21 protein-coding genes are annotated in these 24,310 nt (G+C 52.2%); 7 read left to right on the forward strand and 14 right to left on the reverse strand.

The features are described from left to right. From OXH16_10250 to OXH16_10315, 14 genes are all read right to left on the reverse strand, one after another. On the reverse strand, positions 1 to 372 hold a 372-nt coding region (locus tag OXH16_10250; GenBank protein MCY3681769.1), incomplete at its 3' end, for a nucleoid-structuring protein H-NS. Between the two features lie 58 nt (positions 373 to 430). Beyond that, positions 431 to 1,693: a tyrosine--tRNA ligase gene (tyrS, locus tag OXH16_10255; protein MCY3681770.1), complete on the reverse strand. Its 1,263-nt coding sequence runs from the start codon at positions 1,691 to 1,693 to the stop codon at positions 431 to 433. A gap of 21 nt (positions 1,694 to 1,714) precedes the next feature. After that, positions 1,715 to 2,320 (reverse strand): phosphoribosylanthranilate isomerase, encoded by a 606-nt coding sequence (locus OXH16_10260; GenBank protein ID MCY3681771.1) that lies wholly within the window; start codon positions 2,318 to 2,320, stop codon positions 1,715 to 1,717. Then, positions 2,310 to 3,101, reverse strand: coding sequence for an indole-3-glycerol phosphate synthase TrpC (gene trpC, locus OXH16_10265; protein ID MCY3681772.1), 792 nt, complete (start codon positions 3,099 to 3,101; stop codon positions 2,310 to 2,312). The genes OXH16_10260 and trpC overlap by 11 nt, the downstream gene beginning before the upstream one ends. Positions 3,102 to 3,115: 14 nt before the next feature. Continuing rightward, positions 3,116 to 4,180: a Gfo/Idh/MocA family oxidoreductase gene (locus OXH16_10270; GenBank protein ID MCY3681773.1), complete on the reverse strand. Its 1,065-nt coding sequence runs from the start codon at positions 4,178 to 4,180 to the stop codon at positions 3,116 to 3,118. 15 nt (positions 4,181 to 4,195) lie between these two features. Next, the gene (trpD, locus tag OXH16_10275) at positions 4,196 to 5,209 is read right to left on the reverse strand and encodes an anthranilate phosphoribosyltransferase (protein ID MCY3681774.1); all 1,014 of its coding nucleotides are present in this window, start codon (positions 5,207 to 5,209) and stop codon (positions 4,196 to 4,198) included. A gap of 22 nt (positions 5,210 to 5,231) precedes the next feature. After that, a complete protein-coding gene (locus OXH16_10280) occupies positions 5,232 to 5,795 on the reverse strand; it encodes an aminodeoxychorismate/anthranilate synthase component II (protein MCY3681775.1) in 564 nt (187 codons plus the stop codon). Next, positions 5,792 to 7,267, reverse strand: coding sequence for an anthranilate synthase component I (gene trpE / locus OXH16_10285; GenBank protein MCY3681776.1), 1,476 nt, complete (start codon positions 7,265 to 7,267; stop codon positions 5,792 to 5,794). Before trpE ends, OXH16_10280 begins: the two co-directional genes overlap by 4 nt. Before the next feature lie 259 nt (positions 7,268 to 7,526). Continuing rightward, complete coding sequence (locus tag OXH16_10290) at positions 7,527 to 8,297, reverse strand: ABC transporter ATP-binding protein (protein MCY3681777.1); 771 nt, start codon at positions 8,295 to 8,297, stop codon at positions 7,527 to 7,529. A gap of 20 nt (positions 8,298 to 8,317) precedes the next feature. Further along, on the reverse strand, positions 8,318 to 8,989 hold the full coding sequence (locus OXH16_10295; GenBank protein MCY3681778.1) for an FtsX-like permease family protein: 672 nt from the start codon (positions 8,987 to 8,989) through the stop codon (positions 8,318 to 8,320). A gap of 84 nt (positions 8,990 to 9,073) precedes the next feature. Further along, positions 9,074 to 9,793: a polyprenol monophosphomannose synthase gene (locus OXH16_10300; protein ID MCY3681779.1), complete on the reverse strand. Its 720-nt coding sequence runs from the start codon at positions 9,791 to 9,793 to the stop codon at positions 9,074 to 9,076. Next, complete coding sequence (locus OXH16_10305) at positions 9,786 to 10,679, reverse strand: SDR family oxidoreductase (GenBank protein ID MCY3681780.1); 894 nt, start codon at positions 10,677 to 10,679, stop codon at positions 9,786 to 9,788. The genes OXH16_10300 and OXH16_10305 overlap by 8 nt, the downstream gene beginning before the upstream one ends. Beyond that, positions 10,679 to 12,145 (reverse strand): DUF255 domain-containing protein, encoded by a 1,467-nt coding sequence (locus OXH16_10310; GenBank protein MCY3681781.1) that lies wholly within the window; start codon positions 12,143 to 12,145, stop codon positions 10,679 to 10,681. Before OXH16_10310 ends, OXH16_10305 begins: the two co-directional genes overlap by 1 nt. A 148-nt stretch (positions 12,146 to 12,293) precedes the next feature. Continuing rightward, positions 12,294 to 12,557: a Trm112 family protein gene (locus OXH16_10315; protein ID MCY3681782.1), complete on the reverse strand. Its 264-nt coding sequence runs from the start codon at positions 12,555 to 12,557 to the stop codon at positions 12,294 to 12,296. 303 nt (positions 12,558 to 12,860) lie between these two features. Between OXH16_10315 and OXH16_10320 the strand changes: the two genes are divergently transcribed. The 7 genes from OXH16_10320 (at position 12,861) to OXH16_10350 (ending at position 24,291) form a co-directional block, all read left to right on the forward strand. Beyond that, a complete protein-coding gene (locus OXH16_10320; protein ID MCY3681783.1) occupies positions 12,861 to 13,925 on the forward strand; it encodes a PorV/PorQ family protein in 1,065 nt (354 codons plus the stop codon). A gap of 46 nt (positions 13,926 to 13,971) precedes the next feature. After that, positions 13,972 to 15,324, forward strand: coding sequence for a PQQ-dependent sugar dehydrogenase (locus OXH16_10325; GenBank protein ID MCY3681784.1), 1,353 nt, complete (start codon positions 13,972 to 13,974; stop codon positions 15,322 to 15,324). 9 nt (positions 15,325 to 15,333) lie between these two features. Continuing rightward, positions 15,334 to 18,327 (forward strand): T9SS type A sorting domain-containing protein, encoded by a 2,994-nt coding sequence (locus tag OXH16_10330; GenBank protein ID MCY3681785.1) that lies wholly within the window; start codon positions 15,334 to 15,336, stop codon positions 18,325 to 18,327. Between the two features lie 73 nt (positions 18,328 to 18,400). Continuing rightward, positions 18,401 to 21,442, forward strand: a complete 3,042-nt coding sequence (locus tag OXH16_10335; GenBank protein MCY3681786.1) for a hypothetical protein — start codon at positions 18,401 to 18,403, stop codon at positions 21,440 to 21,442. A 14-nt stretch (positions 21,443 to 21,456) separates the two neighbouring features. Next, positions 21,457 to 22,128 carry a hypothetical protein gene (locus OXH16_10340; GenBank protein MCY3681787.1) on the forward strand — a complete coding sequence of 224 codons (672 nt, stop codon included), beginning with the start codon at positions 21,457 to 21,459 and terminating at the stop codon, positions 22,126 to 22,128. A gap of 4 nt (positions 22,129 to 22,132) precedes the next feature. Then, positions 22,133 to 22,762, forward strand: a complete 630-nt coding sequence (locus tag OXH16_10345; GenBank protein MCY3681788.1) for a hypothetical protein — start codon at positions 22,133 to 22,135, stop codon at positions 22,760 to 22,762. Positions 22,763 to 22,764: 2 nt separating this feature from the next. Then, positions 22,765 to 24,291: an EF-hand domain-containing protein gene (locus tag OXH16_10350; GenBank protein MCY3681789.1), complete on the forward strand. Its 1,527-nt coding sequence runs from the start codon at positions 22,765 to 22,767 to the stop codon at positions 24,289 to 24,291. Positions 24,292 to 24,310: the final 19 nt, after the last annotated feature.

A 24,310-nucleotide genomic window follows, 5' to 3' on the forward strand; every position in this document is an offset into this window, starting at 1 on the left:
ATAACCCGCCACGCCCACCATATCGACCACACTCTCGCTGCATGGCAGAATATCTTCAGCCCAATCGCTCTTGCCCGCATCCGCCATCATTGCGAGTTTCATCCCCGTCGCTTCGGGATCGTGATCCCCGGTAATTTTGCGAATATCCTCTTCATCGCTGTGTCGGAACGCACCAAAATCTCTTTTGGGGAACATCTCCTTGGAGTTTCGGTACCCAATTTCCATATAGTCAACACCTGCCGCGACACATGTTTCATACACGGCCTTTACAAAATCATCATCAAAATGATGGTCATTCATCAAACCGCCATCGCGGATCGTACAATCGAGTACCTTGAGTTCCGGACGGTAGGTAATCCAGGGTGCTTTCATGAAAAAATCCTTCCTTTGGGTTAAGTAATTAGTGAAAAATCTACATACACCTGCCCAGTCACGCCGACCACTTTACCAAAAAGTAGCTGCGTTTGCCGCGGCGAATCACCAGATATTTTCCAGCCAGTCTTTCAGATGGCTCTAAAATATGGCCCATATCTATACAGCGTTGCCCATTGATATAAATAGCACCATTCCCGATATCTTCACGCGCCTGTCGTCTGGACGAAGAAATCCGCGCATCCACGAGCAAATCGATCAAACCCACTTCATCAGCACCTTTGAGCGCGTAAGACGGCACATCGCTAAACCCCTCTGCGATCTCCTGTTCATTCAAATCCCACAAATTGCCGTAAAACAGCGCCTCGGAAATATGCACGGCGCGATCCTTTGCGGCTGCACCGTGGATAAAAGTCGTCACCTCTTCGGCCAGCACGCGCTGCGCCTCGCGCTTCTCGGGTCGCGCCTCCACCTCTCGCTCCAATTCCTCTATGCGTTCGCGGCTCAAAAAAGTGAACAACTTCAAAAATTTCACCACATCGCGATCCGCTGCATTCACCCAAAACTGATAAAATTGATAGGGCGACGTCTTCTCGGGATCGAGCCATAACGTACCCGTCTCGGTCTTGCCAAATTTCGTCCCATCCGATTTTTCCAGCAGAGGAAACGTCAACCCATACACAGTCTTATTCAGCACGCGCCGACACAACTCTATTCCCGCTGTAATATTGCCCCACTGATCACTGCCCCCGATCTGAAGCTCACAGCCATACTCCCGGTTCAACTCCATAAAATCATACGCCTGCAAAATCATATAACTAAATTCGGTAAACGAAATCCCGGTTGAAAGACGCGACGACACCGACTCCTTGCCCAGCATATATCCCATTGAAAAGTGTTTGCCCACATCGCGCAAAAATTCAATCGTACGCAACTCCGAAAGCCAGGTATAATTGCTCACCATCAGCGCCGAATTGTGCCCGGTCTCAAAATCCAGATACTTCTCCAACTGCGCGCGCTGGCGCTCTGTATATGCCTGCACTACCTCCAGGGAATTCAACTGACGCTCTTCTGCTTTTCCACTCGGATCGCCGATCAATCCCGTGCCACCGCCCACGAGTGCAATGGGCTTGTGTCCCGCATCTTGAAAGCGACGCAATCCCATAATAGGAACCAGACTGCCCGCATGCAGACTATCGGCTGTGGGATCAAATCCGCAATACAATGTCATCTGCCCCTCTGCCAAACGCCTGCGGAGCTTATCCTCATCTGTCATCTGAAAAATATAGCCACGAAATGCCAAATCGTCTAACACATCCACGTTTTTATCTCCATATTCATATCACGCCTTTGCACGCGCCAAAAAATCTCGTACTTTTTTGTGATCCTTCTTCCCTGGCTCGGCTTCTACGCCACTACTCGTATCCACCGCATAGGGACCAACTCGCTCAATCGCCTCCTGAACATTATCTGGATTTAGCCCACCAGCAAGAATAATGCGCCCATACTCTTTTGCCTCCACCGCCTTTGTCCAGTCAAATATCTCCCCCGTACCGCCGTAAAAACCCGCTTTCTCTGTATCCAATAAGAATGTATTGACCAGATACGACCCCATGGTCTGCACATCAAAATCGCGTCCCACGCGAAGCGCGCGAATCACCGGAACCGCATGCCCCAGACATGCTTCGGGCGGCTCATCCCCGTGCAATTGAATCGCTCGAAGTCCCGCCAACTTCACGGCAACGTCAATCTCGCGCTCCGATGCATTCACAAACACCCCTACGGGAGTCACAAATGGTGCCAAATCAAAAATAATTTCTCCGGCTTTCTCGGGCGCGATATAGCGAAGACTCTTCTCGTAAAAATTAAACCCCAGGGCATCTGCACCATGATCAACCGCGCACAGCGCATCATCCCGATTTGTAACACCGCAAATTTTAGCTCGCATGCCCTATCAACTCCTGCAACCTGGCGGCAATATCCGGTTCGCGCATCAAACTCTCGCCCACCAGCACGGCATCTGCGCCCGCATCTCGAAGCGCGACAACATCCTCGCGCGTATAAATACCGCTCTCACTCACCTTCAACACATCATCGGGAATATAATCGATCAACCCATAAGTCGTACACAGAGACGTATCAAAAGTTTTCAAATTCCGATTGTTAATCCCAATAATCTCTGCACCCGCATCAAGTGCGACCATCAGTTCTTCTCTCTCGTGCACCTCCACCAGCGCATCCAGCCCCAATGCCCGACTCGTCGCTATAAATAAGGACAATTCTCGAGGCGTTAAAATCGACACAATCAACAACACAGCCGAAGCCCCAATCGCGCGCGCCTCGTAAATCTGATAGGGATCAATCGTGAAATCCTTTCTCAAAATGGGCCGATCAACAACTGTTGAAATCTGAGTCAAATAATCTGCCGACCCCTGAAAAAATTTCTCATCCGTCAATACCGAAATCGCCGAAGCTCCATTTTCCACATAAATTTTCGCAATATCCACCGCGTCAAAATCCCCGCGGATCACACCCTTGGACGGCGAAGCCTTTTTCACCTCGGCAATCACAGCAATATCATCCCCATATACCAGCCCATCAAAAAACGAAGGCGGCTCTGGCGCATCTTCGGCCAACTGCGCCATCTCCTGAAACGGCGTCTGCCCCATACACCTGGCGAGAAAATCGCGTTTATACGCCACAATCTCATCGAGAATATTGCCGGCCATAAAGTCCCACCATCCTAAAGCCAAGACCGCGGATCGGGAACGGACACCCATCCATTTTCGCGTACTGACTGCAACCCCGCAATACCGGGCAGTGTCATATCCAGCGCCTGCATCAAATCTACCGGCGGTGGCGATCCATTCGCAACCGCCCGCACAAAATCCAGAACAATGAGCATACTCGTTTTGCCGTGACCTGCACCGAGCGCGTCCGAAAACTGGGACAACTCGGGATGGTGGCATTCTTCTCGCGTCACCTGCTCCTTATTCCCCACCGAATAATAACACACCGTTCGGGCTTCGCGAAATCGCCCTGTCTCAAATGAGCCCTCATCGCCATAAAAACTCAAAAAATGGCTCATCCCATGCACATTCTGAAACGAATTGGTCAACCTGAACACCGCACCTTCTTCGGTTCGAAACAAAGCCGTCTGTACCCAATCTGCTTCATACCCTTCTAAAAACTCATCTCGTCCTGAAGCCGAAACAGCCATGACCTCAACCAAGCGGTCGCCCGTCATATTCAAATACGGCGACGTCCCATGTGTCGGATAAAGAAGGGGTTGCAGACTATTCCGCCAGGTAGATCGTCCATCGGGATGTCGTCTCAACGCTTTTAAACCGTGAATATACTCGGCTTCGGCATAGTAAATACGCCCCAATTTCCGCGACTCATAAAGCGACCTCGCACGCACCACACTGGGTTCATAGACCCAATTCTCTGCCATCATATAAATGCGATCACTTTCTGAAATAACCTCGACCAGCGCCCTTGCCTCATCCATAGTCAGCGCAGCGGGCACGGCACACAAAACGTGCTTACCTGCCCGAATCGCTCGAATCACATGTTCTGCATGAAGCGGCGCGGGAGTAAAAATAGCCACCGCATCAACCCGTTCATCAGCGACCAGATCATCAAAAGCCGCATAACAAACATCGACACTCAACTGCTCTTTTGCCTCGTCCAGTTTCTCCTGCTGGATGTCACAAACAGCGACCAACTCAGTCTCGGCATACGCATCAAACACCCGTGCCCAGGACATGCCAAATCGCAAACCAGCAACACCTACGGAAAGAGCCATTTTACCTCACTCCAATCATTCCTGACTCGCCGCCACCAACCCCTCCAACTTCTCCAACGCCTTGCCCGAATCAATCACTTCAGCCGCGGCCTGCACGCCTTCCATCAAATCACGCGCCTTATCCCCCGCCACAATTGCCGCTGCCGCATTCAACAACACAATATCTCGCCGAGGACCTTCTTCGCCATTCAGAATCGACCGCGTAATCTCCGCATTATAATCGGCATCCCCGCCTTTTAGCGCGTCGACTGGGGCCTGCGCCAGCCCAAAGTCCCCAGGCGATACATCATACGTCGAAACCGATCCATTCTTCAATTCACTCACCCGCGTCGGCCCCGTCAGCGTCATCTCATCCAAACCATCCGAACCGTGGACGACAAACGCGCGCTCCGCTCCCAGAGTCCCTAAAACACCCGCGAGAGTCTCGGTCAATGCCGCGCTGTACACACCGACCACCTGCCGCGTTGCACCCGCCGGATTGCTCAACGGTCCCAGCGCATTAAAAATTGTCCGCGCACCAATTTCCCGACGCGGTCCAATCGCGTATTTCATCGCCCCGTGTAACGAAATAGCAAACAAGAACCCGATACCCACATCGTCCAGACACCTGCTCACCGTCTCGGGCGATGCCTCAATATTCACACCCAATGCACCCAGCACATCCGCACTACCGCTTTGACTCGTCGCCGCGCGATTGCCGTGTTTGGCCACACACAAACCCGCCCCAGCCGCCACAAATGCCGCTGTCGTCGAAATATTAAACGTGCCCGAATGATCGCCCCCCGTGCCACAAGTATCGACAATCACATCGTGCCTTGTCGCAATAGGCGTCGCCTTCTCGCGCATCACAGACGCAGCCCCGGCAATCTCATCAACACACTCGCCCTTCACGCGCAACGCAATCAAAAACGCGCCGATCTGTGCATCCGTCGCCTCGCCCGACATAATCTGATTCATCACATCCGTCATCTCACCCCGGCTCAAATCCGCACCTTCAATCACTTTTGCAATCGCCTCTTGTATGTTCATATTCATCTCCTCAGCTAACAAATCATGCATCGAGAAAATTTTGCAGCAAATTCTTGCCCTCACCCGTCAAAATCGATTCCGGATGAAACTGCACGCCATCCACCGCCATATCTCGATGGCGCAAGCCCATAATCACGCCATCACCGGTCTCTGCTGTAATTTCCAAACAATCGGGAAGGCTATCTCTCTCCACCACCAGCGAATGGTAGCGCGTGGCAATAAACGGCTCGGGTAGTCCCTGAAAAATAGACTCCCCGCTATGATGAATCTCCGACACCTTCCCGTGCATAATTGTCGGCGCGCCCACAATTTTCCCACCAAACGCCTGTCCAATAGATTGATGTCCCAAACAAACCCCTAAAATCGGAATTTTTCCGGCAAAACGCTGCACCAGAGCCACGGAAATCCCCGCTTCGTTTGGCGTACACGGCCCCGGAGAAATAACGATCTTCTCGGGCGCCATATCATCAATCTCCTCAAGTGAGATCTGATCATTGCGATACACCACCAGATCCGCACCCAGTTCCCCGAGATATTGAACGAGGTTATAAGTAAAAGAATCGTAGTTATCAATGACGAGAATCACGACAACTCTCCTCCTTCAGCCATTTCCACCGCCCGAAACAGTGCCCGCGCTTTGTTCACAGTCTCCTGATATTCGTATTCCGGCTCGGAATCGAACACCACGCCCCCTCCTGCCTGCACATACGCTTTCCCATCCTTAATCACCAGCGTGCGAATGGCAATACACGTATCCATATTGCCCGCAAAATCGATATAACCCACCGCACCGGCATAAGGCCCGCGGCGCGTAGGTTCCATCTCGTCGATAACCTCCATCGCCCGAATTTTTGGCGCACCCGACACTGTACCCGCCGGATAACATGCAAAAAGCGCGTCCAGCGCATCGACCCCCTCGTGCAATTCGCCGCGCACATTCGAAACGATATGCATCACATGTGAATAGCGTTCAATCGTCATCTGCTCGGTCACGCGCACCGTATCAAACTTTGAGACGCGCCCCACATCATTGCGCCCCAGATCCACCAGCATAATATGCTCGGCGCGTTCTTTTTCATCTGCCAACAATTCCTGTGACAGCACCTGATCCTCTGCCTCTGATTTGCCGCGCCACCGCGTCCCCGCAATAGGTCTCACCTGCACCACCCCATCCTCTACCCTGACGAGCAACTCAGGCGACGCGCCCACGAGTTGATGGTCTATCAAATCGACGTGAAACATATAAGGCGAAGGATTCACCGTCCGCAACGCCCGATAAATATCCAGCGCATCCACCGTCACATCCATTGCAAAACGCTGTGAAGGCACCACCTGAAAAATATCACCTGCCACGATGTATTCCCCGCAACGCGCCACCACATCCATATACGCTTCTTTGCTCGTATTTGAAGTCACCTCGCACGAACTCGTTCCAGGCTTCAGGGATGCATCCACCGGTTGAGCCAGTGCCTCAATCAGTGCATCGATCCGTTTGACTGCATCCTCGTAATTAGCCTCCAAATCTCCTTCTGTATGCACATTGGCCATCACATGCACTTTGTGCGTCACATTGTCAAACGCCAGCACAGAATCGTAAAACGAAAAAAATATATCGTCCAGACCGAGGTCGTCTTCAACCGTCTCGGGAATGCGCTCAATCAAACGCACGGCATCATAGCTCACATAGCCCACGGCACCACCTGTAAATCGAGGAAACCCCTCTATATGTTGCGAGTGATATTTTTTTAACAACCCCCGCAACACCTCAATAGGTTCCCCCTTAAATAGTCGCAGCTCACCCGTCGTCGCATGTTCAATCGAAATTTTTGTTCCGCGCGAACGAAAAACCAAAAACGGATCCACGCCCAAAAACGAATACCGCCCAATCTGCTCGCCGCCCACCACGCTTTCAAACAAAAACGCATGCGATGATCTGGCGCGAATTTTCAAATAGGCCGAAACCGGCGTCTCTGTATCCGCGAGCAACTCTCTTGAAATGGGAACGAGACCACAGCCTTTGCTCAACTTTTTCACAGTTTTGAGATCGGGTTGAATCACTGGAAAATCCTGAAAAAAATAAAAAAGGTCGTGAGCAGTTTGCCCACGACCTCGTACTTTTATTCACTTACATCACACTTAAAACGCAGGACAAACCACACTCTTGGACGGGCGGCGATAATAATATCGGCCGTCAAATCGACGCCAAAAATACCAGAAGCAGGTTGCAAAAGCGTTCATCACATCAAATTCCTTAAACGAGATTTATATATCAGACGCGCCAAAGATAACAAATTCTAAAACAGTGTCAAGAAGGAAGTTATTCATGACCATCAATCGTGCCCACCTCAATCTTCAACTCATCGCGGTCAATAATGCGATCTACGCGGCCATCGCGCACCCACACCACGCGGTCAGATACCGACAGCATCTTGTGATCGTGCGTCGCTGAAATCACGGTCACGCCCGACTCCTCGTTCATCTGACGCAACAGTTCAATAATCTCCCGCCCCGTATTCAAATCGAGATTCCCAGTCGGCTCGTCAGCCAGAATGATCGCAGGGTCGTTGGCAAAAGCCCGCGCAACAGCCACGCGCTGCTGCTGCCCACCCGAAAGCTCAAAAGGCTTGTGCATCACGCGCTCGCCCAGACCGACCTGGGTCAACAATTCCACGCCCTTGTCGCGCGCCTCGTCGCTCGTCAGTCCGGCAAACACCATCGGCAGGGTCACATTCTCAAGCGCTGTCATCACCGGAATCAAATTATAAGATTGAAAGATATAACCGATTTTTCGGCAGCGCAACCACGCGAGTTCATAAGCGTCGAGTTGGGCGACATCGACATCGTCGATATAAACCTTGCCCTCGGTCGGCTTGTCCAATCCACCCACCATATTGAACAGAGTACTCTTCCCCGAACCAGAAGGTCCCATAATGGACAGGTATTCGCCCTGTGTCACTTCCAGATCCACACCTTTGAGTGCGTGAATCTGCTCATCGCCCATTACGTACACCTTCTTCACATCTTGCGTGCGTACAACTGTCGCTTCTTCGGCCTCTGCATTCGTTTCTGTTTTTTCTTCGGCAGCCATAAAACACCTCACAATCAGATTTAAACTTCCAATGACATCGCGTCAACTGGCTCCATCTTGGCAGCGCGATAGGCTGGCAAAATACCGCCAATCAGCGACAAAACAGAACCAATAACAATAGCTTTACCACCATCTTGAAGAATTTGCGCCATAGGAAGATGATCGAAAATCACCGTGCCAAAACTCGACATATTGAGCAATGCAGTCAGCAAAAACCCAATGATCACGCCAATAATCGTACCTGCTGTACCCATAAACGTCGATTCGAGAATAAACAGCTTAATAATAAATCCGTCCAATGCGCCCATACACTTCATGGTACCAATCTCTCGGAACCGCTCGGTAACAGACATCAGCATAGCATTGGCAATACCCACCAAACACACGAGCAGTGACAACACCACCAACCATGCATCCTTAGAGCGCTGCTGCATTGCGGCGGCACTATCGGGATCAATCTCAACACCCTTTTGTTGCAAGATCAAGTTGATCTTGGGATCGCTGGCAGACATCAAACCGTCAATAATGGAATTGCCCGCCCAAATCGACATCAAAAAAGCGATAGCAAGCACAATACCACTCACCGTAATCAAAGACCGGCCAAATCGAATCTTAACGCTATTAAAACTGATCTCCACCGCTTTGGAAAGCGGAAGAGATATCTGGGTATTGAGTTCGTGCTGCACTGCCATAAACGCCTCCAGTTTCGAAAGAAATGCACAAATCAATGCTCAACATAAAAGCCAATTGTTCCTCTGTCAAGCCAAAATACCAGATTATTTATTATCGGCGTTGCTCTTTTTGGAAAAAATATAGAATGTCAATAATTGCTTGAGAAACAAATAGTACTCAGTCCAGTTTAACTTGCTACTGCTGTATTGCCGGTTGCGAAACACAAAGGGTACTTCTATAAAAGACTCATAATGTCCTTTGACCAGAATCTCCAGCAAAATTTTATACCCCGGCGAAGTCAATACCATGTCTTTAATAACGCGCCGATGCAAGAAAAAATAGCCCGCCAGAGGATCTTGCACACCGGTTAATTGCCGCGCGAGAAATACTCCCAATTGGGAAATAATCCTGCGGTACCAGGCCCATTTTTCGACGTGACTCTCCGAATCAAACCGGCTACCAATAGCCAGATCGTGATCCCGCAACCCGTAAATGAGTTGAGGCAAAACAATGGGATCGTGGCTCAAATCGGCATCAATCACCCCCAGGAGATCCCGCTCTGCCCGCTCAAATCCGGCCATCACGGCGCTACCCAATCCCAATTTCCCGGTGCGGTGGACCACCTGCACCGGATAGCGATCCACGAGTGATTCGGCCACCTCTCCCGTACCATCGGGCGAATTATCATCAACCACAATTAATTCGAGATCGATGTCGGGATAGTCTTTCAGAACGTCGAATATTTCTTCTACCAATAAAGAAATGTTCTCGCGCTCGTTATAGGTGGGTGTAATCAGAGAAATGCGGAGTGTATTATCAGACATAGGTATTAACAATCCTGTGAAAAACGCCCTTTAATTGTCTTAAATTACGATCAAAAGAGGCAGGTACAATATCACACAGTGTTCTGGCAAGTGCGGTTGTCAACCCCGCTCGCAACGGACGCTGTGCAAGCTGCCCAAATTCTGCGGACGTTGTAGAAGACACCAGCGAAAAATCAAGCCCCATCACAGCACAAATCCGCTCGACCATTTCAAAGCGCGTCAAAAAATCAGCTCCTCCAAAATGCACCACGCCGCGAAAGTCAGTGCGACACAGTTGCAAAATAAATGCGGCGAGTTCATCGACAAAAGTCGGATTTGTCCACTCGTCTATCACCACGCGAATCGCCTCCCGTCCTGCCAGCGATGAAATAGACCAGGTCACAAAATTGGGCCGACAAGATGAGTGAAAACCGTACAATACCGCCGTTCGCACCACAATGCCGGGGCAAAGTGCATTCAACAGAATAGCTTCACTTTCTAATTTGGTCTGCCCATACACATTCACTGGCTGTGCTTCATCGCCTTCGGCATAAGGCCCTTTCTCTCCATCAAACACATAATTGGTCGATAAGTTCACCAGACCACATCCAACCCGTTCACACGCTTGAACCAGATTGCGCGTTCCAACGACGTGTATCGCACGCGCAAGCGCGGGATTTCGCTCGCATCCATCAACACTTGTCATAGCTGCCGAATTGATCACCCACCGGGGGCGCACCTGTGCCACTACCTCGTGTACCAAATCGGACCGTGTCAAATCCACGAAGAGATGACCTTTACCGCTACGCGACGCAGGTACTCGCTCCCAGCCATCGCAGGATACATCGCAAAGCGCGTGCCCCAAAAAGCCCGATGCACCAATAATGAGCAACCGATTATTAGCCATTAGTTTTCGCTTTCTCGCACAAATAACGCCAATGCGCGATTCAGCGCGCCGGCATATCCGATGCGATCTATATTGGGTCCAATCAGAGCGGTCAAAATCGCTTCGGCCCGATCTCGATAGCGCGGCATCTGCGTCTGCACAAAAAGCCGCATAAAAACCTGTGCTGCTACACCATTTCCAGAAGGCAACCACCGATCAATAGCGGGCGATAGCGCGGCATTGACCTCGGGCATTCGGTCTTTCAAAGCACCCGAAGAATCGGCAAAAACTGTCATAATCCGATCTGCATGCGCCCGCGCAAATAACAAATCGGCCTCGCGTTTCTGAGTCTCAAACAAATCGAGGGCGGCGCGGATGATTAAAACCTGATCCAGCAAAAAATGGGGCTTACTCAGAGATTGCGCGTGGGCAAACAGGCTATCTTCCCGTTCAAATCGCGTCTTAACCGCTTCAAAAATTCGCCGTCCAGCATCTAAAAAACGCGTCTCTCGAGTCTCGCGAAACGCCGCACACAAACCCGAAACTGCCAGTGCATTCCAGCCCGAATAAATCTCTGAATCCCACAATACATTTCCCGCCTGATCTCGAAAGCCAGCCAGCCCGGCCCCCAACAAAACATCGCCAGATACGGCAAATAGTTCGAGCACCGCATCGGCCAGATCGCGAGACAAATTTACCCGTGCAAACGCCCGCAACAATTGGGCATTGACCGCCATGTGTTTTTCTGCATCAGTCACAGGTCCGCGATGCGTTAATACCCCCAACATATAAACGCCATCTGTATCGCGCCGTGCGCTGTGTGCAAAATTGATCAAAGGCGAATCAATACCCACTTCTGCAAGCGCGAGAAGGCCTTCAGGACCTGGATCAAAACCGCTTTTTACTACCGATTTTAAACTATCGCGCACGCGGTGCAAAAGCACTGTGCTCGGTTCGATACGAGGGCGTGGATCTCTCTTTTTTTCGAGTTCCGCTCGTCGCTTCAACTCTGCCCGCTGCTCTTCGAGCCTGACGAGCCTATCGGGATTATCGTACAAAATTTGCACCCATCGCAACAGATCTATCATATCATCGGGATCGAGATAGGTGCTGCCCGTGATCCATTGCTCATCAGGCGTCAAAAAAGATAGAGATGGAACCCCACCCAGACCAAAACGCTCAAACAAATCGGGCCGCTGATCGGCATCAACCCATATCGGCAAAGTGTAACGGGCAATTGCCCGCGCAATTTCTGAATTTTCAAAACATCTCGCTGCCAGATCGCGGCACCAGGCCGATCGCTGTGTAAAAAAAAATAATAAAATGGGGCGCCCGAGGACTCGGGCAGAATCTCTTTGGCTCCATGTCCGCCAACTTATGCTCCCGCCATCCAGCGCCGGTACATCTAATTTTACTGTCTCATCTCCTCCACCACATGCACCAGATAAAAACCCAAACGCGAACGCGATCCAGATATTTTTTCTCAAAACGACCCTCATGTGAACGATAGTACATAAATTTTGTAAAAAAATGTGGAACTCGCTGCATGGGAAAACGTCTAAACCGTTCAAAAAAGGCTTGACACATGGGAAGGATTTGTTGAAGTTCTAAAATACTTTAGAAATGGGGAAAAGCCTATTGAGACACGAATTTTTCTATTGGGATGGCTTCGTCGATCAACATGATGGGAATCGCGTCCTGAATGGGATATAAAAAGACGCGATCTTCGCGCACCAGGCCTCCATCAATTGGCTGTTCAACTTTTTGCTCCCCCCGGTTTTTAACCTCGCCTTTTTCAATCGCGCTATTGATCGTATCAATCAGCGGTTGATCGGCCAATTTCACGGGCATTTTGTTCTCTGGACAGGCCAAAATATCGAGTAAATCCCGATCAATCACGATTCTCCTCCTTCACTAAAAAAAATTCGTGATTTGAAAATAGTCAACACGCGAGTCTCAAACAAGCAGTTTTTTTGATTTTATCTCACCATTAATCAGGGAAATTGTCTATCGCATCACCGCTAAAGCGCTGTTTTTTACATCGGTAAAATCCCATCGGTCATTTGTCCGATATCCGTGATGTGTCTGCTTTAGCGCGCGATGTTAGAATGCCCCCCGGTTGGCGGCGCGTTCACACGCGCTCACGGCCGGGTTTTTTCATATCTTGCAGGCTTTCCGGCCAATTCTATAAAGGAGAACCCCATGAAACACCGCCTTCTCGCCCTGTTCGCGTTTGGTATTGGCCTGTTCAGCACCCCAGCTTATGCAACGCCAGAAAGCCATGCTGCAGCCACTTTTTTGTTATTCGCACCATCGGCTCGTGCAGCGGGCATGGGCAATGCGTACGTCGCTATTGCCGATGACGCCAACGCCACGTACTACAACCCCGCCGCACTGGCCTCGTTGCAAATTCACAGTCTCAGCACCACCCTTTACAAACCCGTTCCCCGACTGGCCAGTGACATCTTTTCGTCCTTTGGTGCTTACACACATCCATTTAGTGATATTGGCAATCTGGGATACAGCCTCATTTACAGTTCTTTGGGCGAACAACAACGCACCGATGAAGAGGGAAATCTTCTGGGCACATTTAAGAGCTACGGCATGGCCCTGGGCGTATCTTATGGCACGCACCTCTTCAAAAATCTGGCCATGGGCATCACAGTTAAATTCATCTATGAACACCTCTCCGACACAGGCGCAGGTATTGAGCAAGGCAAAGGTACAGCGACTTCTTTTGCCGGAGATATAGGTCTCATGTGGGCAGCCACAGACCGGCTTAGCTTTGGCAGTGTGTTGCACAATGTTGGCCCAAACATGACGTTTATCGATGCCGATCAGGCAGATCCACTGCCTCAAAATTTCGTTTTTGGCATTGCGTACAAAGTGATCAAAAACACCTCGTCTTCCCTGATGCTCACCGCGGATGTTTATAAACCCCTCGCCGCGGATGGTTTCTTTTCCTTTATTTCTGGCTGGAATGACGACACCTTTGGCTGGAAGCCCAATCCGGGCGGCAACGGTTTTACGGAATTCGACGATATGGATTACCGCGTCGGTGCCGAATGGATGTACCAGCTTTCTGAAGATTCGGCTTTTGCCTTGCGCAGTGGCTATTCCTATGACAAGGATGGCAAACGCAACTTTCCCACCTTTGGACTCGGCCTGAAATACAACTGGGCAAATTTCGATATCTCATATTTTGTGCCGACAGAAGATACGCCTGCCAGCAATACATTCCGCTTCACGGGTGGATTTATATTTTAAGCCCCACAGGTTCAGAAACTGACTCCTCTTGCGACGAAGACATCAGTTGAATACAATGCTAAATCTCTTGAGATATAATGCCAAACCTCACCTTCTCGCGCTCGGTACCGCCAGTTTGCTAAACCTCACACTCTTAATTTCGTCTCTTTTCTCTCAAAATAGCAGCCCCCCTTCTTCGGACTTTAATGGCAATGGTGTTGTCGATTTCCCCGACTTCCTGCTATTTGTCACCGCGTTTGGCTCTCAAACCGGTCAAGAGCGCTACGATGCGAAATACGATCTGGATGGCAATGGCGAGATTGCATTTGACGATTTTCTATTATTTGTCGATAGCTTTGCGGCATCATCACAGCCACCACCCCCCAGCGATCCACGCCTGACGCGAATTGAACTACCCGAAGGATTCCACATTCGCATATACGCCGAAGGGATAACTGGCGCTCGCTCGATGAGCCTCAGCCCAGACGGCACCCTGTTTGTCGGCACCCGCCCCAGCGGCCGTGTGTACGCACTGCGCGACGAAGACGGCGACCACAAAGCAGAGCGGGTCATCCTCCTCGCCCGCGACCTGAACAACCCCAATGGCGTCGCCTTCAAGAACGGCGACCTGTACGTAGCTGAAATCAGCCGCATCCTGCGCTACCGCAACATCGAAGCACAACTCGACAACCCGCCGCAGCCAGAAATCGTCAACGACACTTTCCCCACTAATCGATCGCACGGCTGGAAATTCATCCGCTTTGGACCCGACGGTTTGCTGTACGTGCCGGTCGGCGCACCGTGTAACATCTGCAATCGCGGGGATCCATATGCCTCAATCGGAAGATTGGATGCCAATGGCAACTTCAGCATCATAGCGCGGGGCATTCGCAACACCGTCGGTTTCGATTGGCATCCGGAAACAGGTGAACTGTGGTTTACGGACAATGGAAGAGACAGGATGGGCGACGATGTGCCACCGGACGAACTGAACAGAATAACCGTCGAGGGACAGCACTTCGGTTATCCCTACTGCCACGGCACCAACATCGCCGATCCCGTATTCGGCGATCAGCGTAGCTGCGGAGAGTTCGTCGCGCCGATCCAGAACCTCGGTCCGCACGTAGCGGCACTGGGAATGCGCTTCTATACCGGCGACATGTTTCCAGAAGAGTACCGCAATCAGATCTTCATCGCCGAACACGGATCCTGGAATCGCAGTAGCAAGATCGGCTACCGCGTCACCCTGGTGCGTCTAAATAGCAATAGGGCGATCAGCTACGAACCATTCGCAAAAGGCTGGCTACAGGGCGAATCGAACTGGGGCAGACCAGTCGATGTACTCGTCATGCCCGACGGTTCTCTGCTGGTATCGGACGACCAGGCCGGTCTCATCTACCGCATCAGCTATTCTCACTGATTTAGCATTATGAATCTGAACAGACGCTTGACTATGACCCTCCTGCACGGATGCTCAATCCTCCTGTATCTTATAGCTCTCTTTGTACAGCCCATTATGTCTGCCGACACCTATCGCGTCTTAGCCGTGCGCGTCTCTTTCCCCCCTGAAACTCCCGACAACGAAACTACCAGCGGGGACGGCACATTCAATCTCAGCACATCCGAAAGTTCTGATCGCATCTACCCATTTGACGCGCCCCCCCACGACCGCGCCTATTTTGAGGCCCACCTTCAAGCTCTATCCAATTATTACCGCGACGTATCCCGGGGGCAACTGATCGTCGAATACGACGTGTACCCGCAGGAATCTACCGCGAGTTACACCCTCGATACCCCCTTGATCGAATACGGCAATGGACGCACGAGACGCGAAATAAATGAGCGCGTCACTCAGCTCTTTCGGGATGGCATTCGCGCTGCAGATGCCGCAGATGGCGCAACCATAGACTTCTCAAAATATCACGCCTTTGCGGTATTTCACGCGGGACTCGGCGGAGAAGCAGGTCAAAAACTCAACGACATACCCTCGGCTTTTATTTTTGAACGCGACCTCATCGAACTCACCGACGGCGCGATTTCCGTCAACAATGGTGCTTTTCAGGTGACATCGGGCATGCTATTGCCCGAAGCCATAAGCACAAACGGGCAGGGCGGTCTCAATGGCACGCTCGCCCGATTTTTTGCCTCTCAACTCGGCTTACCCGGTCTGTCAGACTTTGAAAACGATCTGCCCGCAATTGGCGACTGGAGTTTGATGGATACAGGCGCCAACAATCAGATTGACGCCGCACGTCTGGGGCTCCAACCCCTGATAAATGACCCCACCAGTACAAATTTGATCGGATTTTTACCCAGTCGCATGATAGCCTGGTCGCGCATACAACTCGGCTGGCTCGAACCACTCGTAATCACCCACAACGACACCGTAGAAATCGCCGCATCCGGCAACTCGTCCGATCTTCCGCAGGCTATTCGCGTACCCATCAGCGCCACGGAATACTTCCTGATCGAAAACCGCTTCTCTCGTCTCAATATTGAAAATCGCATTCCGCAAATCGAATTTTCTACCCCTCATAATGTCTGGCTTTCCGCAGACGACTACGATGCGTTCATACCCGGTTCGGGCATTCTCATCTACCACATCGACGAAGCGATTATTCGAGATAGCGACGCAGAAAAACACATCAATAGCCACCCCGATTATAAAATTGCACCTGCTCAATATCGCCGCGGCATTGCTCTCGAAGAAGCCGATGGCTTGCAAGACATCGGCAATGTATCGGCCAGCCGCATCATTCAAGCTGGTATCATCTCATTAAGCAGTATCGAAGGCGCGCCAGAAGACGCCTTTTACGTAGGCAACAACGCCTTATTTGGTCCCGATACCTCGCCGAATACCCGCAGCAATTTGGGCTATAAAAGCGACATAACCATCGAAACCCTCAGTCCACCCGGTGAAGTAATGACAGTTGCTATCCGTTTTGCCAGGCAACTGGACAACTGGCCGATCACAGACTTGAATCCCACGCTGGAATCGCCCCGCGTCATCGACCTCGATGGAGATGGCATCAAAGAAATCCTTCACAGTTCTGGCGCGTGGAAAATCGCGGGCACACAGCACAGCACAGGCGAGATATTTGCGACAACCCCTGCAATTGGCGACCCGGAAATAGCCGGCTTCATCTATCATCGCGGAGAAACAACTCGAACGCACTGGCATCCCGGTGGTACAGTCCACGAAACCGTCGATATCACCTCCTCTTTTTTTTCCACAACACCTGTCATTGCACAATTCCCCACAACACCTGTCGATATCTGGGGATGGAGCGACGGAAAAATCGAATGGGGTAATTTTTTATCGGAAATCGCGGGCAACATCGCCCTGAGCGACGCCATACAATCGCTCGCCGTGGGCAATATCGACAGCGATTCGGACAATGAACTCATCGCCATTACCAGCAGTGCTCAAATCCACCTCATACACGACACCGGCCAATCCAATCCACTCGCCACATTCGCATCTCCCATCATCGGTAGTCCCGCAATAGGCGACCTCGACCGCGATGGTGATGACGACATTGCAGTCGTCACAACAGATGGCATCCTCTACATCCTCGACGCCAACGGCCTCACCTTTGCGAGCGACCCCGTGCCCGGTGGCGCGCATTCACCCCCTGTTGTCGCCGACCTCGACCAGGACGGATTTATCGAAGTCCTCTTTGGCGGCAACGGCAAACTCTATATTTATCGCTTCAACGCCATCTTGCAAACTGAAGGCGCACTCGCCTTTCCGATAAAAGACGACGCCGGTCCCATTGAAGCACCGCCCATTCTCGCCGACATCAATAACGACGCATCCCCCGATATTTTTGTGGGTACACGCGGTGGCCTCCTCTACGGCCTGACCGCCGAAGGACATCCCCTGCCCGGCTTTCCCCTGTTAGTGCCCGGCCCCATTCTCTCATCGCCACTTATCGATGACCTTGACAACGACGGCACTCTGGAACTCATTATCTATACCGCCGACAGCAGCGCGCACCTCTTCCATCTGGAAACAATTGACCCATCTTATACCGGCAACAAAATTATCTGGGGACAACTCGGCGGCGGGCCGGGCAACGCGGGCAAATTGCTCCAGCAGCCTGTCGAAATCGCAACCCCAACAGACACCTCGCTTTTACCCGCGACGCGAGCATACCTCTACCCCAACCCGGTCCGCAATGGCGACAGGGCGCGCATTCGCTTTTTTTTATCACAACCCGCCGAAATCACTATGACCATTTACAATCCCCTCGGGGAAAAGATCGCCGACCTCACACACGACAATCCCATGCCCAATACCGACAACGAAATCGCGTGGGATGTAGCCGATTACGCCAGCGGCCTCTATATCTGTCGCTTGCAAGCCAGCAATAGCACGCGCACAGAGGTGCGATTTATCAAAGCCGCAATAATAAAGTAAGAAGGTGCAGGTTTAACCCTTCCGTTCATTCGCGTTTCATCTGCGTTCATCTGCGTTCATCTGCGGATCAAACATGTCTTACAAATTCACACAAACAATTCTCATTCTCCTGACCCTGAGCACACAGGCTCTCGCGCAATTTGACGCCAATCATCCCGAACTGGACTGGCGCGTCATAGAAACCGAACACTTCAAAGTCTATTACCATCAGGGCCTGGAAAAACTGGCTCCGCGTGCTGCACAGGTCGCCGAAGACGCGTACGGCCCAATCGCATCCTTTTACAATTTTGATCCCGACAGCAAAGTCCGCATCATCCTCAAAGACACCGAAGACTATGCCAATGGCGCGGCGTATTATTACCACAACACCATCGAAATCTGGGTTTCCAACCTCGACTTTGCACTGCGCGGCAGTACAGATTGGCTCCCGAATGTGATAACGCACGAATTGACACACATCATCTCCCTTCAAATCGCCCGAAAATCCTCGCGGCGCATCCCGGCCATCTTTGTCAACTACCTGCAATATCAGGGCGAGGGCAAACGCGACGACATCCTGGCTGGCTACCCCAATGTCCTGGCCGCGTATGCCATCCCCGCCACCATCATCCCCCCCTGGTTTGCCGAAGGCACGGCGCAATACATGGCACCGGGCGCACAACACGACCGCTGGGACTCGCACCGCGATATGGTCTTGCGCCAGGCCACGCGCAATGGGAGCTTGCTCACCCGCAACGAAATGTCCGTCTTCGGCGCGAAAACAGGTCTCGGATTTGAAAAAGTATATGACCACGGCTATTCGCTCACCCTCTTTATTGTCGATACCTTTGGGCGCGACAAACTCCCCGAATTGTATCGGCAAATGAAAGTCTGGTGGCGCACGGATTTCGGCGGCGCAATCCGCGCGACCCTGGGCATCTCTGTAAGCGAATTGCACACGCGCTGGATCGCATCGCTCAAAAAACGCTATGCGACTCAAATCGCACGGATCGAAACCAACCCCGAACAGGGCGACCTCATCCGCGAAGACGGCTACCTCAACCTGCATCCCCGCTGGTCGCCCGACGGCAAAAAAATCGCCTATCTCTCCAATAAAGGGCGCGATTACGGGCGCACGAGTTTGATGGTCTATACCCTCGCCGACAGCAGCGTGGAACTCACTGCTCCCAGTGCCGTCACGGCCTTTGACTGGTCAACCGATGGCGAACAATTCCTCTACGCGCGCCACAGCCAGCCCAACAAATACGGCGGGCGGCAATGGGATTTCTATACCATAGATCCCAAAGCCTCGAAATCGGGCCTATTTCAAAATGTCAAAACCGCCATTGGCCTCGCGCGTGCCACCTTCCCGGGCGAAACGCGACTCAGCACAGGCTTGCGCGGCATTCACCCGACCTATTCGCCAGACGGAACGCAAATTGCATTTGTCAAAAATGGCGGGGGCAACACCAATCTCTGCATCCTGGACATTGCAGCAGACACCATTCGCTATCTCACATCCTTCGACGACGGCTCACAGGTTGCCACCCCGCGCTGGTCGCCCGATGGATCGCAAATCGCATTCTCGCTCTACCGAAGTGGTACCTCGCGGGACATTGCCACCATTCCCGCAACAGGTGGAAACTACACAGTGCGCGTTGCCTCCCGCGAAACCGACCGCGACCCGTGCTGGACACCCGATGGGTCATCCCTCGTATTTGCCTCTGACCACGACGGCATCTTCAACCTGTACCGCGCAAATCTATCCAGCGGCGCAATAGATCGCCTCACCCGCGTGTACGGCGGTGCATTTCAACCCCATGTGCATCCAGATGGCGACCGCATTGCCTATGCCCACTACGGCAAAAACGCCTACGAAATTCGCGTTATTTCCCAGCCATTAAATGAACCCGTAGCGAGCAACATCTTTCAGGTCGAACCCTTCGCGGCCGCAAAGCCTAAACCCGCAATAACGAGTCGCCCATACAAAAATGAGTTTTCATCCACCACCATACTTCCACGTCTGGCAATCGACAGCGGCAAACTCAAACTCGGCGCCATAGCGGGATCTGACGACGTCTTGCGAAAACAAACCTTTTTCATCAGTGGCCTGCTTGCCCACGACCTGGACATGGATTTATACGCGCTTTACGAATACCGCAAAAAACGGCCTACTTTCTTTCTCGAAGCCTATCGCATATCGCGCCACGTTGAAGAAGATGTAATCAGCCGCGACGAAGACTTCCGCATCTACAACCGCACCTTCGCGCTGACGGGCATTGAAATAGGCGGCAAATACACCATGAGACGCGGCGGTATGATCGACGCCCGCCTCGTGTATCATCGCACGGGTGCCGTTCTGGATCAAGCGCGGTTCAACGGCCTCAATCGCGACATAGTCGGCGCCACTACGCTCAACGGATTTGACCTCGCCCTCACCTATCGTCTCGATGCCATAGGCCGCTCACGCGACTCGGAAATCAACCCCCGATCCGGACGCCGTCTCGCGTTGCGTTACGACCGCTATTTCAACTGGTTCATCAGCGGCTTTGAGGAAAATACCTCGCTAATTATCGAAACCTACGATCGCTATTTCTACAACCAGCTCTCCCTCGACTGGAATGAATTTATCCCGACTGCCCCCGGACGCAGTGCGCTGAGTTTCCGCTTTTTTGGCGGCCTGATCGACAGCGAAGTTGACGACACCTTTGACTTCTTCCTCGGCGGCTTGCCCGGCATGAAGGGATATACGTTTTACAGCCTGGAAGGCCGCCGTGCCCTGATGTTGCGATCGGCTTATCGCTTTCCCCTCTGGTCGCGCATCGACCGACAAACCGGCCCGATCTACTCCGACCAGCTATACGGCGCATTCTTTGCCGGAATCGCCCGCGCCTGGGACGGTAAACCCGAGGACGCGATACTCAAACGCGGCTGGAAACGCGAACTGGGCACACAATTGCGCTACGACGCCACCTCGTTTTATCTTTTTCCCACACGCGCCAGCATCGACGTAGCCTACGGCTTCGACCATGTGCCTTTGCAACGGGCTGGCGATCCACTTGAACGAAGCGGCTTGAAGATTTACTTTACATTGTTATTTGGATTTGTTACAGATGTTGGGAAAGGCAACTTTTAGCCAAAGGACTCCCCATGCGAAAATTCACACTCTGCACGCTTGTTTTCGCGCTCATGTGCGGGCAGGCTACCGCGGAAAAATCGCCAAAAACGGCCTTCTTTCTCTCACTACTTGTACCGGGTTTGGGTGAATTATATGCCGGGGCCAAAATACGCGCAGTCGGGTTTATGGGCGCCGAAGCCCTCACCTGGACCGCTTATATTTCCTGGCGGGGCAAGGGCAATGATATTAAGGAAGAATTTCGAGCGTATGCCGATCGGCATTGGCGGGAACCGCGGTACAGCGCCTGGCGGGAATGGAACAAAACTCAGCCCGATCCATATCACGAAACCCACGCCCTACCCTCCAAAAGCGAAGACACGCAACAGTATTACGAACTCATTGGCAAATACCACCAATTTGTCTATGGCTGGGACGATGTGACGGCTGACTTTTCCACCGATAACAAAAACGTGCCATCGTCACGCAGGCTGGACTATGAAACCCGTCGCAACGACAGCAACAAATACCTCAAGCGCGCGTCTGTTGTCACGGGCCTGGCCGTGCTCAACCACATTGCCAGTGCCATACACGCCTCGGCCTATACGCGCACGCTACAAAAACAGACCGGACCGAGCTTGTGGATCGACATCACACCTGTCGATAGCTATGGAAGGTCCATGGTCGAACTGAAAACGAGATTTTAGCACCGTGAAACCATCATCTCAAATTCTAATCGCATTCTCAATCGCCTGTTTGCTCGCGCCATCTGTCGCATTTGCACAAGAAGCGAAATCACCGAAAAAAGCCGCTTTTTTATCGGTCCTTTTACCCGGCCTGGGCGAGCGGTATGCGGGCGGACGAAAATCCGCCAATTTTTTTCTCTTCACCGAAGGCATGTTCTGGACGGGCGTATTTGCATTTAAAAAACTCAACACCACGCGAGAAAACACCTTCCGCGCTTATGCCGCGGCACGCGCTGGCGCAACCACGGTCAAAAAACCCAACTCCCATTACGACCGCCTGTCCAGTTACAACAGCATCTACGACTACAATGCCCGGCTGCAATACGTCGAGGGCTCATCGGCCACCCCACTGCCAGAAACACCCGAAAACTTTTGGGAGTGGGACACACCGTCTTCCCGCGAACACTTTCGAGAACTGCGAAGCAAAGCCACCTGGGCGCGCACGCGCAGTTTTCTCTTTGTGGGCGCACTCATCTTCAACCGCTTTGCCAGCGCGCTAAACGCCGCCAGCATCGCCGCCAAAACCCGCCCCATCGCAACAGTCTCCCCCAACACCTCTGGAGACTTACAGGTACGTCTCTCAGTCCGGTTTTGACAATGCCTCTGCCAACAATCCTCAAACGCGATTTGCGTTATATCCTAATTTTTTTTCCCTGCTGCATTGTGCTTTTTTGCATCACAGCCCACGCCCACCCCATCCCTCAAAGCGGAACCCACCTGATTCCACGTCAAACCACACCCTATCTCCCCGCAACCAAAATATCCCTCTCCACGCCTTTCCGCGTTGGCGATACGCTCACGCTACCGGCATACAGTTTTCAACTGGTTGGCGGCGGGAAATACCACACCACAACAACCTGTCGCTATGTGGGCGACCACTGTTACATTTTTGTAGAAGATGACATGTGGAACACCCCACGCGTAACACAAACGGGCATTGAATCCCTTGCCCTTGCATTTGATAAATCCACCGCACACCATCCCAACCGCGGCATTTACGAGACTGTCACCGACCTCTTTGGCGATCCCCCGGATGTCGATGCCGATCCCCGCATACTCATCCTGGTACTCGATGTGCTCGACAGTCCAATTACGGGCATCACATTTGTCGGTTATATCGACACCGACAACGAAGCCCCGCCCGTCTCGCGCGAAATCATTTATATTGACGCACGCCCCCTCGACATTGACAGCAACCTCGCACGCGCCACACTCGCCCACGAATTTCAGCACCTGATCCACTGGAAAGCCGATCACGACGAAGCCAAATGGCTCGACGAAGGGTGCTCGGAATACGCCGAACTCGCCTGTGGATACAAAGACACGACAGCAGCCGCGACCGAAAATTTTCTCTCGCTCGCGGCCAACACAGGCCTCACCCATTGGGAAGATCAATTTTTTGATTTTGACCAGGCATATCTCTACATGACGTACTTCGCACAGCGCTATGGCGAGGGCGCACTCCGCAAACTCGTCGCAGACCCGGACAGCAGTATCGCGAGCATCGACAATGTCCTTCAATCGCTCGACGCGCCCGAACGATTTGACCACCTCTTTGGACAATGGGCCGCTGCCATGTACCTCGACGGTGAGGGCGACCTCGGCTATCGCGCCATTGATCTGCATCCCGCAAAGCGCGAAGTCCTCACCATCCCGACCAATAATCTCACGCGACGTGCCGCGCGCTGGGGCATAGACTATCTCGATCTGGGCAAAACACCCGGCCTCGCCTTCACCATTCAATCCACAGGTGACAACGATCTCCTCGTCACACTCATCGCCGAAGGGGATCAACCCTTTGCCGCACCGATCCCCATTTCAGCCTCACAGCACAAACGCATTCACACATCGGGCAATATTGCCAGAACCCTCGCCATCACCTCCACATCTGGCACAACAATCGGTTACACCCTATCCGTATCTGAACTCGCATCCGGTCCCACAACCTCAGACTTTGACGGCGACGGGGAAATCGGCTTCTCCGACTTCCTCGCCTTTGCCTCTGTCTTTGGCAAAACCGCAGGCGACATTGGCTTCGACCCCACCTTTGACCTCGACGGCGACCTGCGCGTCACCTTCTCTGACTTCCTCATCTTTGTCCAGAATTTCGGCGCAGACTTTTAACATAAAAAAACGAAAGGCA

Source organism: Gemmatimonadota bacterium, assembly GCA_026705765.1.
Lineage (GTDB): Bacteria > Latescibacterota > UBA2968 > UBA2968 > UBA2968 > VXRD01.